9 protein-coding genes are annotated in these 12,409 nt (G+C 66.8%); 3 read left to right on the top strand and 6 right to left on the bottom strand.

What is annotated here, in order from left to right; translation table 11 throughout:
- Positions 1 to 5 precede the first annotated feature (5 nt).
- The 3 genes from C3E79_RS10620 to C3E79_RS10610 all read right to left on the bottom strand — a co-directional run bounded on the left by C3E79_RS10620 (position 6) and on the right by C3E79_RS10610 (position 4,692).
- Positions 6 to 1,700, bottom strand: coding sequence for a urocanate hydratase (locus C3E79_RS10620; RefSeq protein WP_108404876.1), 1,695 nt, complete (start codon positions 1,698 to 1,700; stop codon positions 6 to 8).
- 175 nt (positions 1,701 to 1,875) lie between these two features.
- Positions 1,876 to 3,429, bottom strand: a complete 1,554-nt coding sequence (hutH, locus tag C3E79_RS10615; protein ID WP_108404875.1) for a histidine ammonia-lyase — start codon at positions 3,427 to 3,429, stop codon at positions 1,876 to 1,878.
- 498 nt (positions 3,430 to 3,927) lie between these two features.
- Positions 3,928 to 4,692 (bottom strand): IclR family transcriptional regulator, encoded by a 765-nt coding sequence (locus C3E79_RS10610; protein ID WP_108404874.1) that lies wholly within the window; start codon positions 4,690 to 4,692, stop codon positions 3,928 to 3,930.
- Positions 4,693 to 4,771: 79 nt separating this feature from the next.
- Between C3E79_RS10610 and C3E79_RS10605 the strand changes: the two genes are divergently transcribed.
- The gene (locus tag C3E79_RS10605; protein ID WP_108404873.1) at positions 4,772 to 6,196 is read left to right on the top strand and encodes an amino acid permease; all 1,425 of its coding nucleotides are present in this window, start codon (positions 4,772 to 4,774) and stop codon (positions 6,194 to 6,196) included.
- A gap of 10 nt (positions 6,197 to 6,206) precedes the next feature.
- Complete coding sequence (gene hutG / locus C3E79_RS10600) at positions 6,207 to 7,148, top strand: formimidoylglutamase (protein WP_108404872.1); 942 nt, start codon at positions 6,207 to 6,209, stop codon at positions 7,146 to 7,148.
- Here hutG and C3E79_RS10595 read toward each other — a convergent pair.
- A complete protein-coding gene (locus tag C3E79_RS10595) occupies positions 7,145 to 8,461 on the bottom strand; it encodes a YjiH family protein (protein ID WP_108404871.1) in 1,317 nt (438 codons plus the stop codon). The genes hutG and C3E79_RS10595 overlap by 4 nt on opposite strands.
- Before the next feature lie 273 nt (positions 8,462 to 8,734).
- Between C3E79_RS10595 and C3E79_RS10590 the strand changes: the two genes are divergently transcribed.
- Entirely contained in the window at positions 8,735 to 10,309 is a 1,575-nt protein-coding gene (locus C3E79_RS10590) for an alanine/glycine:cation symporter family protein (RefSeq protein WP_108404870.1), read from the top strand.
- Positions 10,310 to 10,406: 97 nt separating this feature from the next.
- Here the strand turns inward: C3E79_RS10590 and C3E79_RS10585 are convergent, their stop codons facing one another.
- Together C3E79_RS10585 and C3E79_RS10580 are read right to left on the bottom strand one after the other, a co-directional pair.
- A complete protein-coding gene (locus C3E79_RS10585; protein WP_108404869.1) occupies positions 10,407 to 11,678 on the bottom strand; it encodes an LCP family protein in 1,272 nt (423 codons plus the stop codon).
- Positions 11,679 to 11,688: 10 nt separating this feature from the next.
- Positions 11,689 to 12,408, bottom strand: a complete 720-nt coding sequence (locus C3E79_RS10580) for a CPBP family intramembrane glutamic endopeptidase (protein WP_108404868.1) — start codon at positions 12,406 to 12,408, stop codon at positions 11,689 to 11,691.
- Position 12,409: the final 1 nt, after the last annotated feature.

Here is a 12,409-nt window from a genome sequence, read left to right as displayed (position 1 = left end):
AAACCCTAGTCGCGGGCCTGGAATTTCATCGGGATGCGCACGCCGCGCTCCTCGGCCACCTCGTGGGCGCGGGTATAGCCGGCGTCCACGTGGCGGATCACGCCCATGCCCGGGTCGTTGGTCAGCACGGCCTTGAGCTTCGCCTCGGCGAGCTCGGTGCCGTCGGCCACCGTGACCTGGCCGGTGTGGATGGAGCGGCCCATGCCGACGCCGCCGCCGTGGTGGATGGACACCCAGGTCGCGCCGCCGGCCACGGCCGTCATGGCGTTGAGCAGCGGCCAGTCCGCCACGGCGTCGGTGCCATCCAGCATCGCCTCCGTCTCGCGGTAGGGCGAGGCCACGGAGCCGGAATCGAGGTGGTCGCGGCCGATGACGATGGGGGCCTTGACCTTGCCCTCCTTGACGAGGTTGTTAAAGATCACCCCGGCCTTGGCGCGCTCGCCGTAGCCGAGCCAGCAGATGCGGGCGGGCAGGCCCTCGAACTCGACGTACTCTTCGGCGGCATCGAGCCACTGGTGCAGGTGCTCGTTGTCGGGGAAGGCCTCCTTGATGGCCTGGTCGGTGACCTTGATGTCCTCCGGGTCGCCGGAGAGCGCCACCCAGCGGAAGGGGCCGAGGCCCTCGCAGAACAGCGGGCGGATATAGGCAGGCACGAAGCCGGGGAACTCGAAGGCGCGGGTGTAGCCGGCCTTGCGGGCCTCGTCGCGGATCGAGTTGCCGTAGTCGAACACCTCGCAGCCTTCGTCCTGAAACTCCACCATCGCCTGGACCTGGGTGGCCATCGCCTCGCGTGCCTTCTTGGTAAAGGTGGTGGGATCGGCGGCGGCCTCGGCGTGCCAGTCAGCGAACGCGATCTCGGAGGGCAGGTAGCTCAACGGGTCGTGCGCGGAGGTTTGGTCGGTGACAATGTCCACGGTGAGCTCGCCGGCGCGGTGGCGGCGCAGGATCTCGGGGAAGACCTCGGCGGCGTTGCCGACGTAGCCCACCGACAGCGCCTGTTTGGTCTCCTTCGCCTCGGTGACCAGGCGGATCGCCTCATCCAAATCGGTGGTGACGCGATCGAGGTAGCGCTTTTCCTGGCGGCGGCGCAGGCGGGACTCGTCGACGTCGACAATAAGGCAGGCCCCGCCGTTGAGGGTGACGGACAGAGGCTGCGCCCCGCCCATGCCGCCGCAGCCGCCAGTCAGCGTCAGCGTGCCGGCGAGCGTGCCGCCGAAACGCTTCTTGGCCACGGCGTAGAAGGTCTCGAAGGTTCCCTGCAGGATGCCCTGGGTGGCGATGTAGATCCAGGACCCGGCCGTCATCTGGCCGTACATCATCAGCCCCTCGTCTTCGAGTGCACGGAAGTGCTCCCAGGTGGCCCAGTCGCCGACGAGGTTGGAGTTAGCGATGAGCACGCGCGGGGCCCACTCGTTGGTCTTGAACACGCCGACGGGCTTGCCGGACTGCACCAGTAGGGTCTCGTCGGATTCAAGCTCGCGCAGCGTATCGACGATCGCGTCGAACGCCTCCCAGCTCCGCGCGGCGCGCCCGGTCCCGCCGTAGACGACGAGCGTGTCGGGGTGCTCGGCGACCTCCGGGTCGAGGTTGTTGTGCAGCATGCGCAAGGGCGCCTCTGTCTGCCAGGACTTCGCGGAGATCTCGGTGCCGCGGGGTGCGCGGACCTCGCGCGCGCCCTCGGACCAGTTCTTTTCTGCCATGTGGCCTCCTTCCGGGTTCGGTGCTGCGCCTGCGCGGCTCGGGCCGGTTTCCCGGGGCTGTCCCCTCCGCCGCGTCGGCGCTGTGACACATCTCATGTCTGGCGTTGACCGTAGCGGGCGGGGCGCGTGCGGTTGATGGAGAAAACCGGGCGGGTGTCTCGTATATGAGACTTTGCTAGCGCAGCTCGCCCACCGCTGCCTCGACGGCCTCGACGTAGCTGCCGTCCTTGACCAGGGCGACGGAGTGCTCGATCTCGGGGGAGAGATAGCGGTCGGTGCCCGGGCCGTCGACACGCTCGCGCAGAACGTCGATCGCCGCCTTGGTGCCCGGGGCGGGGGCGGCGCCGCGCATGTCGATCGCGCGCGCCGCGGTGAGGATCTCGATGGCCAGAACCCGCTGCAACCCGTCGACGCTGCGGCGCAGCTTGCGCGCCGCCGACCAGCCGAGCGAGACGTGGTCTTCCTGCATCGCCGAGGACGGGATCGAGTCCGCCGAGGCCGGGTTCGCGTTGCGCTTGAGCTCGCTGACGATGCCGGCCTGCGTGTACTGCGCGATCATGTGTCCGGAATCCACGCCGGGGTCGTCGGCAAGGAAGGCGTTGAGCCCGCGGTTGCGCGCGGTGTCCAGGAAGCGGTCCGTGCGGCGCTCGCTTATCGACGCCAGATCGGCGACCACAATGGCCAAAAAGTCCAGCGCGTAGGCCACGGGCGCGCCGTGGAAGTTACCGTTGGAGCTGACCCGGCCGTCGAGCGCCACGACGGGGTTGTCCACGGCCGACGCGAGCTCGCGGCCCGCCACCAGCTCGGCGTGCGCGATAGTGTCGCGGAACCCGCCGGCGACCTGTGGCGCGCAGCGCACCGAGTAGGCGTCCTGGACCTGCTTCTGCTTGAACTCCGTAGCCGCGGCGTCAAGGATCTCCGAGCCGTGGGCCACCGCGCGGATGTTGGCGGCGGCGTCGGCCTGGCCCGGGTGCGGGCGCAACTTTTGCAGGTCATCGGCGAAGACGGTGAGCGTGCCGGTCAGCCCCTCCACGGTCATGGCGGTGGCGATGTCGGCCACCTTGGCGGCCTCCCGCAGGTCCGTGATGGCCAGGCAGAGCTGGCCGAGCATGCCGTCGGTGCCGTTGATCAGCGCCAGGCCCTCCTTCTCCTTCAGCGCGAGCGGCTCGATGGAGGCGTCGCCAAGCGCCTGCGCCGCGGGGACGATCTCCCCGCCGTTGACGCGCACCTCGCCCTCGCCGAGCAGGGCCAGGGCGCAGTGGGCGAGAGGTGCGAGGTCGCCGGAGCAGCCGAGCGAGCCGTACTCGCGCACGACCGGGGTGATGTGCGCGTTGAGCACGGCGGCGTAGGTTTCCACGACCACCGGGCGTACGCCGGTGCGCCCGGTGCACAGGGTGGACAGGCGCAGCAGCATCAGCGCGCGGATCACCTCCTGCTCCACCTCCGGGCCGGAGCCGGCGGCGTGGGAGCGCACGAGGGAAAGCTGCAGCTGAGCGCGCATCGCCTCGGGGATGTGTCGGCGTGCCAGTGCGCCGAAGCCGGTGGAGATGCCGTAGACGGGGGTCGGGTCGTTGGCCAGCTCCTCGATGCGGTCGCGGGTGGCGGCGACCTCCTCGAGAGCGGCCGGGTCGATCTCGACGGAGGCGCCGTAGCGGGCGACGGCAACGACCTCATCGATGGTGAGCGCGCCGATGCCGACGGTGACGGTGGAGGGGTACGTGGTGGTCATGGCTGTCCTTTGCGTTTGTAGGAATGCGTGCGTGAACCGGCCCTACGCGGGGCCGGAGTTGTTCAAACGCGCGACAGCCAGACGCGACGGGGATAAGTGTAGCCGGTGGGTGGGGTGGGGCGCTAGGGGGGGGTTAGGCCTGCAACGAAGCTAAAGTCGATTCCAATTTATCCAACACCTTGGAGGTCGGAAGGCGCTCCAGAAATGATCGCAGGTCCCGGTCGAGCATGGAGCCGAGGTCTAGGCAGGATTGATGGCATTCGCGTGGAGTTAGCCGGGTTTCAGTGCCGGTTATTGGAACGCCCTTCGGGGCCAAGGACTCGTGGTGGGCGATTCTGTTTCGTATCTGTCTCACCGGGAAAACCTTCGTATATACCCATTGGCGGGTGAGCCCTTGGTTCTCGAAATCAGGGTCCTGTTGGCGGGCGAGATTTCGAGCTCCAGGGAAGACAAGTTACCCGTTCAGCGGACTGGCTGCGGAGGGTTTTTCTATGGGGCTTAGGAGAGGTGTGTGCGAACGGGTGTGCCAGCCCCACCAAAAAACTTCCCCGCCACCCGTCGCGCAGCGGCCGACAGGCGGCCCACCACCTCTGCGCGTTGGTCATCGTCCCTGGACCCGGCAGGAAACGTCGCTGCGAGCGCGGCAGCGGGGCGTCCCAAGTGGTCGAGCACGGCCACGGCCACCGTCTCCTGGCCGCGCGAGACCTCTTCGCGCTCCTCGTCCCACCCGCGTTGACGCGCCGCTATAAGGCGGTCCTTCCCCTCCCGGTATGCGCGCTGCTCGCCCGAGGCGGAGAACACGGCCTTGACCTCCGCCTCGGGCAGGTGCGCGACCATGATCCGCCCCGAGGCGGTGGACAAAGCGGGAAGGCGCACTCCGACCTCGGTGACCAGGGAGACCGCCTTGGGGGCGCGGGCCTCGTGGAGGTAGACGACCTCGGAGCCGGCCATGCGCGAGAGGTGTGTAGACCCTCCGACAAACACCGCGATGGCCTTTAAGTCTTTTGCGGCCAGGCGCACCAGGGGTTGCTGGGTGGTATACGCCGCGGACATCCGGTAGGCGGCCAGGCCCAGACCGTAGGTGCCGGGGTTGGAGAGGTGCACCACGAAACCGGAGGCCTCCAGCTCGCGCAGCAGGTGGTAGGTGGAGGAGCGGGGAAGATCCAATTCGCGTTGGATGCGGGCGGCGGATAAGGGGGCGTCGCTCAGCGAAAGCAGCGTGAGGATGCGCAGCGCGTTGCGGGCAGCGGGTACTTGGGGCATACGACGAGTCTCGCATGTGAGACAGGGCAAAGAAAGACAAATCACAGTAAGAGGAAAACGTGTCTTAGACTTCCCAGCCATGACAACGATTCAGCCCAGTGGCACCCCGGTCCACACCGAGGGACGCGGCCTGACCTCGCGCCACCTCCACTTCATCGCGCTCGGTTCCGCCATCGGCACCGGGTTGTTCTACGGCTCCGCCGGCGCCATCCAGGCCGCCGGCCCGTCGGTCCTGCTGGTCTACCTGCTCGGCGGCGCCGTGGTGTACTTCGTGCTGCGCGCGCTCGGCGAGATGGCCGTGCGCCACCCCGTGCGCGGCTCGTTCGCGGAATACACCCGAGCCCACCTGGGTGGAGCGGCGGGCTTCCTCACCGGGTGGATGTTCGCCTTCGAAATGGTGATTGTGGCCATGGCGGACCTCACCGCCATTGGCATCTACATGGGCTTTTGGTTCCCGGACGTCTCGCGCTGGGTGTGGATTGTCGTGGCGCTATTGATCGTCGGCGCAGCGAATGTGGCGTCGACACGCGTGTTCGGCGAGCTGGAGTTCTGGTTCACCATCGTCAAGGTCGGCGCGGTGGTGGCGATGATCGCCGCGGGCGCGGCCGTGCTCATTTTCGGGTTGTCCAACGCGGAGACTACGGGCCCGGCCAACCTCATCAATGAGGGCGGGTTCTTCCCCAACGGTATCTCCGGCATGGCGGCATCCTTCATCCTCGTGCTCTTCGCCTTCGGCGGCACCGAGATCATCGGCGTGGCCGGCACCGAGGCCGATGAACCATCGCGCGCGATCCCGAAGGCGATTAACACCGTGCCCGCGCGCATCCTGCTGTTCTACGTGCTCGCGATTCTGATCATCTTGATGATCAACCCCTGGCACACCATCACCGGCGAGGAATCGCCGTTCGTGCAGATCTTCACTGCGCTCGGCGTGAACTGGGCCGCCGCCCTACTTAATGTCATCGTGATCACCGCAGCCCTGTCAGCCATCAACGCCGACATCTTCGGCGCCGGCCGCGTGCTCACAGGGCTAGCCAACCAGCGCCTCGCCCCGCAGGTGATGTCTAAGACGGTGCGCGGTGTGCCGGTGATGACTACGGTGATCCTGCTGGCCGTGCTGATCGTCGGGGTGGTGCTCAACGCCGTCATCCCCGAGTCCGTCTTCGCGCTGATCGCCGCGCTGGCCACCTTCGCCACCATCTTCGTCTGGGCAATGATCCTGCTCGCCCACCTGGCCTCCCGGCGCCGCATGACCCCGTCCGAGGCGGCGGAGCTTGAATACCGCGTCCCGTTTTGGCCGGTGGGGCAGTACTTCGCCCTGGCGTTCATCCTCTTCACCTTCGGCGTGATGGCGTGGCAGCCGGACTTCCGCACCCCTCTGGCCGTGGGTGTGGTCTTCAGCGTCGCCTGCATCGCCATGTACTACGCCACCGGCCGCCACAAGGTCGAGGGTGTGAACAACCCCGTGCCCGGTGGGTACGCGCCCGCGCGCGATGGCGCATAGTCTAGGGCGCATGAACACCGTTACCGCGCCGCTGTACGTCCCCGCCGGAAAGTGGAGCGGGCGTGACGACGGCCCCGGGCCCGAGCACGCCCGCTGGCACAGCGTGATCTCCTCTGAAGCGCCCGCCGGCGGTGTCGCGCTGATCGGGTTTGCCTCCGACGAGGGTGTGCTGCGCAACGGCGGGCGCCAGGGCGCTGCCGCCGGGCCCGAGGCGCTGCGCACCGCGCTCGGTAGCCTGGCCATCCACGACGACGCCCCGCGCATCGACGCCGGCACCGTGACCACCCAGGGCGACGACCTTGAGGGCGCCCAGGCGGAGCTCAGTACGCGCGTGACAGAGCTGGCCTCCGCCGGACACCTGGTCGTCGTCCTCGGCGGCGGCCACGAGACCTCGTTCGCCTCCCACCGCGGGGCGCGCGAGGCGCTGGGCGATATGAGCGTGATCAACTTCGACGCCCACTTCGACCTGCGCGAGGCAGACCGGCCCACCTCCGGCACGCCGTTTCGGCAGATCGCCCGGCTTGCCGGCGACGCCTTCAACTACTCGGTGCTCGGCATCTCCCGGCCCAACAACACCAAGGTGCTCTTCGACGCCGCCGCAACTCTCGGGGTGCGCACGGTGTTAGACACCGAGCTGGAGGCGCTGAGCCTCAGCGAGTGCGCCCACCTCGCCCTCGACAGCGTTGAGGGCCAGCGCCCGATCCACTTGAGCATCGACCTCGACGTCCTGCCCGCCTACGTCGCCCCGGGCGTGTCCGCCCCCGCGGGCCTGGGCGTGGCGCTGGAGAAGATTCGCGCGATGGCCGTCGCCGTCGCCGGCACCGGGCGCCTCGGCCTTGTCGACGTCGTCGAGCTCAACCCCGCCTTCGACATCGATGGCCGCACGGCAAAAACCGCGGCGCGGCTTATCGACGACATCGTGGCCGCGCACCTGGCGGCGGGCGGTAGCTAGACAATCAAGTGCGCGACCGGGACCGTGATAAGCACGGTAAGCAGGACTCGGATAAACCAGATAGTGATCATCTGGACGATATTGAGTGGGATATCAGTGGCTAGCACCGCCGGTACCATGGCTGAAAAGAAGAAGATTTGGCTGACGCAGACCACAGCGATGGTGAATTTCAGCACCATATCGCTGGAATCGGCCATCAGCGTTGCAGGTAAAAACATCTCCGCCAAACCTGCCGCGAGTGCCCCGGACGTCTCCCAGGGGGTGGGCAGGCCGAGCGCCCACACCACGGGGTAAAAGACGGCTCCGAGGATGCTAAACGCCGGGGTGTAGGTGGCTACCGTAAGGCCGATGACGCCTACGGCCATGATTCCCGGCAGGATTTGGATGACCATGGTTAGTCCGTCACGGAAGTTGTTCCAGACGACCGTGCGCAACGGGTCGGCCTTGCTCAGCTCGGCCATCGCCTCGTCCCATGCGGCGCGGGTCCTGTTGCCGGTGATCGTCTTTTCGGGCTTCGGTTCGCTTCCCGGGTAGTAGTCGGCGGAGATTCGCGACAGGGGTGGAACCCGCACCGTGATTGCGGTGACAACAAACGTGATTACAAAGGTGGCAAGGAAGTACGTGGTCCAGTGATCCATCAGGTCCAAGGTGCGCGCGACAATCACCATGAAGGTGGCGGAGACGGTGGAAAACCCGGAGGCGACAATCGCGGCCTCTCGGCCCGTGTAGCTGCCCGACCTGTACATGCGGTCGGTGATTAAGAGCCCGAGGGAGTAGGAACCGAGGAAGGACGCCACGGCGTCGACCGCCGACTTTCCGGGGGTGTGAAATACGGGCCGCATGATCGGCTGGACAAGAACGCCGATGAACTCCATGAGGCCGAAACCCACGAGTAGGCCCAGGAAGACTGCGCCGACGGGAATGAGCAGGCCAATGGGAATGACGAGCTTCTCCAGCACGAAGGGGCCGATCTGAGGGTTGAACAGGAAGGCTGGGCCCCGCCCGATAACCAGCATCGCGGAAATGATCACCGCCAGGGCGCTGAGGAAGGCGAAGACAGTGCGTGTGGTGTCCTCCTTCCACCGCCCGGTAGCAAATTGGTACAGCGCGCCCGCGGTGACTGCGGCGAGGGCGAGAAACCGTGCGCCCTCGCCGAGCGCGGCCGTAATCCACCTCACGATGTGATCGAGCAAGATCGTGCTGGTTCCGCCCAGGGTGAAGGGGACGAAGAACGCGACAACACCGACGGCGCTGTAGACAAAGAGGCGCCACCTGTGTCGAGGTGCGCGGGTGTCGGGAGATCGGTGGTCCATGGGGGGGGGCACAGCTCCTTTCGCCGGGGATTAACTCGAAGCTAAGAGGATGCAGGCCTGCCGGGGAGCTGGTTTACCGGGCTGGTGTCTCAGATGCCAGATCGTCCCAGTTGCCGGAAAAAATTCCCCAAAACTGCCTTTCAACCGACAGGTAAGGGTCTAGGATGATCCGCAACGTTCACTTCGGGCGTTGTAAAGGCAGGGAGTCCTTCGCCGGTGCTGAGGCCGCCGGGCGGGGGATCCCTTCGGCATTCCCGGGAGGGAGACACCCCAATGGATGGGATAATTGAAACACTCAACGGCCTGATCTGGTCGAACTGGCTCGTGTACCTGTGCCTCGGTGCGGGCGCGTACTTCACTATCGTCACGCTGTTCCTGCAGATCCGCTGCATTCCCGACATGATCAAGCAGATCTCGCAGGGGGAGAAGTCCGAATCTGGCATCTCCTCGTTCCAATCGCTGATGATCTCACTTGCCGGCCGCGTCGGTGTGGGCAACATTGCAGGTGTTGCCACTGCCATCGCGTTCGGCGGCCCTGGTGCGGTGTTCTGGATGTGGCTCGTCGCCCTGATGGGCTCCGCGACCTCCTTCGTGGAATGTACGCTCGCCCAGATCTACAAGGAGAAAGATCGCGACACCGGTGAGTACCGTGGCGGGCCGGCATTCTACATCGAAAAAGCAGGCGCGCACACCAAGGCGCGCTCCTTCGCCCTGGTCTACGCCGTGATCTTCGCCATCTGCATGATCCTGGCCACCTCCTACTTCCTGCCCGGCATCCAGGCCAATGGTGTGGCCGCGGCCGTCGAGAACGCGTGGACGGTGCCGACCTGGATCTCCGGGATTGCCATGGTGGTGCTACTCGGCATCATCGTCATCGGTGGCGTGAAGCGCATCGCCACCTTCGCCTCGCTGGTTGTGCCCGTCATGGCGGTCATCTACATCCTGGCCGCCCTGTGGATTCTGTTCTCCAACGCGAGCCAGATCCCCGAGGTCTTCGGCCTCATTTTCCGCTCCGCGTTCGACCGCGAGGCGATGTTTAGCGGCATGCTCGGTGCCGCAATCCTCTGGGGCGTCAAGCGCGGCATCTACTCCAACGAAGCCGGCCAGGGCACAGGACCGCAGTCCGCGGCCGCGGCCGAGGTCTCCCACCCGGCCAAGCAGGGCTTCGTGCAGGCCTTTGCCGTCTACGTCGATACGCTGTTCGTGTGCTCGGCAACGGCGTTCATCATCATCTCCACCGACATGTACAAGGTTTTCGAGGGCCAATCCGAGGACGGTGCGGTGCGCTACGCGGGTTCGCTTCCCGACGGCATCGACGTCGGCCCGGGATTCGTCCAGGAAGGCATGAACACGGTTGCACCGGGAATCGGCCCCTCGTTTGTTGCCCTCGCAATCATGTTTTTCGCTTTCACCACGGTGCTGGCCTACTACTACCTCGCCGAGGTTAACTTCGCCTACCTCAACCGATGGGTCCACAGCGACGTGGCGCGCCGCGCGATCATCTGGGTGCTGCGCTTGCTCATCCTCATCTCGGTTTACATCGGCGCAACCACCACCCCGGGTACCGCCTGGGCGCTTGGTGATATCGGTGTCGGCGCCACCGCGTGGTTGAACATCCTCGCCATCCTGGTCATCCAGGGACCGGCACTGAAATGCCTGTGGGATTACCGCCGCCAGAAAAAGGCCGGCCTCGACCCGCAGTTCGACCCGGAGGCCTTGGGTATCAAGGGCGCAGACTACTGGGTGGAGCGCAAGCGCGAAATGATCGCAGCCGGCACCTGGCAGCAGCAGGCTGCAGGTGACGCAGAGACGGGCCGCTCCGGTGGCTCGACGGTGGTCACCTCCTAGCCAGCGCCGACCAAAAAACCGCATGGGAAGACCTCAGCGATATTTCGGGAGCGCTTCAGGGCTCCTAACCCCACTGAGGTCTTCGAGGTAGGTGTGGCTAGCGCAGGGAGGAAAACAGCGCCTCGGCGGCGGCATCGTCCCACAGGATGACGCTTCCGACCTCGGTGTCGGTAAATCCTCCGAGCGGCACGGTCTCCGTCGCGATCCCGCCGCGCATCGCCAGCGCCACCCGGGCGAGGTCCCAGATGTGGTCGCCGGTGTTGACCGTAAACATCTTCGGCAGCGCGAGCGCCAGAGGGATCGAGCGCAGCGGGTTGAGCAGCACGCGTGGCGACGTCACCGCGCTCACAATTGCGGAGAGGAACTCGCGCTGGCGCCCGACGCGATCGAGGTCGCCTTGGGCGGTGGCGCGCGTGCGCACGTAGCCCAGGCCGGTCGCCCCGTCCATCTTCTGGCAACCAGGCTCGACGGACAGGTTCGCCAGTGGGTCCTGGATCGGCTCGGTGACGCAGATGTCCACCCCGCCGATCGCGTCGACGACGCCGGCGAGGCCGCCCATGCCGATCTCGGCGTAGCGGTCCACGCGCAGCCCGGTGTTCTGTTCGACCGTCGCGGCGAGCAGCTTCGGCCCGCCGTAGGCGAAGGATGCGTTGATCTTGTCCATCCCGTACCCGGGGATCTCCACGTAGGAGTCGCGCGGGATGGAGATCAGCGTGGCCTTGCCCGATCGCGGCAGGTGCAGCAGCATGATGGTGTCGGTGCGACCCACCCCGAGGTCGCCACCGGTGCCGTAGCGGGCGATGTCTTCCTCGCTCAAACCCTGGCGCGAGTCGGAGCCGACCAGCAGCCAGTTCGTTCCGGCGGTGTTGGCGATCCGCTCGTCGGGCAGGGCGTCGACGCGGGCGAGTCGGGCGTCGATAAGCACGAGCGCGGCGACGGCGATTGCGAGCAGCAGCGCGATGAGGGAAAAGCAGCCGGGCGCTCTGCGGCGCCTGCGCGGGCGCGGGGGCGCAGGCGGGCGCGGGGCGGTGCGCACCCGCGAGCGCGAGACCTGGAGCGGTGCCGGCGCCGGCTCGGGTTGGCGCGGGGGCAGCTGGGGCGGGCGCCGCGGCACGTAGCTCGGCTGCTCCACGCGGGTGTGCTCGTAGCGCCGGGTCGGCTCCGCTGGGCGCTGCGCGGGGTACTGCGTCGGGCGCTGCGCGGGGTACTGCGTTGGGCGCTGCGTTGGGCGCTGTGCCGGGGGCTGTGTGCCGGTCACGCGGCGGCGCACCGGGCGGCCGTAGCGGTCGACGATGGGTTTTCCGTCCTTGCCTAGCACGTAATCCCCCAGGTTGTCCCTGGGGTCGTTCGAGTGAGGAGAGGTCGGCATGGGAAGCAGTCTAGCCCGGCTTTATTCCCAACCAGGAAAGGTCTAAGGCAAGGTAGCCGAGATATGCCACGGCGTCGATAAGGAAGTGCGCGAGGATGAGCGGCCATATCTTGCCCGTGCGGTGGAAGAAGGAGGCGAAGACCACCCCCATGACGATGTTGCCGAAACCCGCAGATACCCCCTGGTAGAGGTGGTAGCTGCCGCGCAGGACCGCCGAGGACGCGATCGCCGCCGCCGGGTGCCACCCCAGCTGCCGGAGCCTTACGACAAACCAGGTAACGACGACCGTCTCCTCCGCAAAGGCGTTCGCGAACGACCAGATGAGCAGCGTGGGCACCTGCGTGGTTTCGGTGGCGGGCACGACCTCCTTTGACCAGCCCATGTGCACCGCCGTGACGTAGAGGGCGAGCCCGGGGATCCCGATGAGCGCGGCCAGGCCCGCGCCCCACAGCCAGTCGCGACCCCGGGGGTGCGGCAGGCGCTCGCCGAGGAGGTAGAGGGCGAGCGCTCCCCAGGAGAGAAGCGAGGCCGCCGAGCAGACCTGCAGCGCGAGGTCGAGCCAGCTAATAGTTGACGCGGTGCCGTTGAGGGTGACCTTTTGGAGGTTGAGGGCAGGGGCGGCCACGTAGGCGTCGATAAGCTTGAGGATGGAGCGTACCCCGGACAGGCCGAAGGTGACGGCGAGGACGATGAGGATCTCCAGGCGGATCCGCGCCGGGCGCGTTGACATG

It is taken from the genome of Corynebacterium liangguodongii (assembly GCF_003070865.1).
GTDB classification, from domain to species: Bacteria; Actinomycetota; Actinomycetes; order Mycobacteriales; family Mycobacteriaceae; genus Corynebacterium; species Corynebacterium liangguodongii.
The sequence above is the reverse complement of the archived record's forward strand: the minus strand, read 5'-3'. Positions and strand labels throughout refer to the sequence as shown.

Coding starts and splice junctions, on each gene's coding strand:
- C3E79_RS10590 (WP_108404870.1), top strand. CDS start 8,735: ATGGATGGGATAATTGAAACACTCAACGGCCTGATCTGGTCGAACTGG.
- C3E79_RS10595 (WP_108404871.1), bottom strand. CDS start 8,461: ATGGACCACCGATCTCCCGACACCCGCGCACCTCGACACAGGTGGCGC.
- C3E79_RS10620 (WP_108404876.1), bottom strand. CDS start 1,700: ATGGCAGAAAAGAACTGGTCCGAGGGCGCGCGCGAGGTCCGCGCACCC.
- C3E79_RS10585 (WP_108404869.1), bottom strand. CDS start 11,678: ATGCCGACCTCTCCTCACTCGAACGACCCCAGGGACAACCTGGGGGAT.
- hutH (WP_108404875.1), bottom strand. CDS start 3,429: ATGACCACCACGTACCCCTCCACCGTCACCGTCGGCATCGGCGCGCTC.
- C3E79_RS10605 (WP_108404873.1), top strand. CDS start 4,772: ATGACAACGATTCAGCCCAGTGGCACCCCGGTCCACACCGAGGGACGC.
- hutG (WP_108404872.1), top strand. CDS start 6,207: ATGAACACCGTTACCGCGCCGCTGTACGTCCCCGCCGGAAAGTGGAGC.
- C3E79_RS10610 (WP_108404874.1), bottom strand. CDS start 4,692: ATGCCCCAAGTACCCGCTGCCCGCAACGCGCTGCGCATCCTCACGCTG.
- C3E79_RS10580 (WP_108404868.1), bottom strand. CDS start 12,408: ATGTCAACGCGCCCGGCGCGGATCCGCCTGGAGATCCTCATCGTCCTC.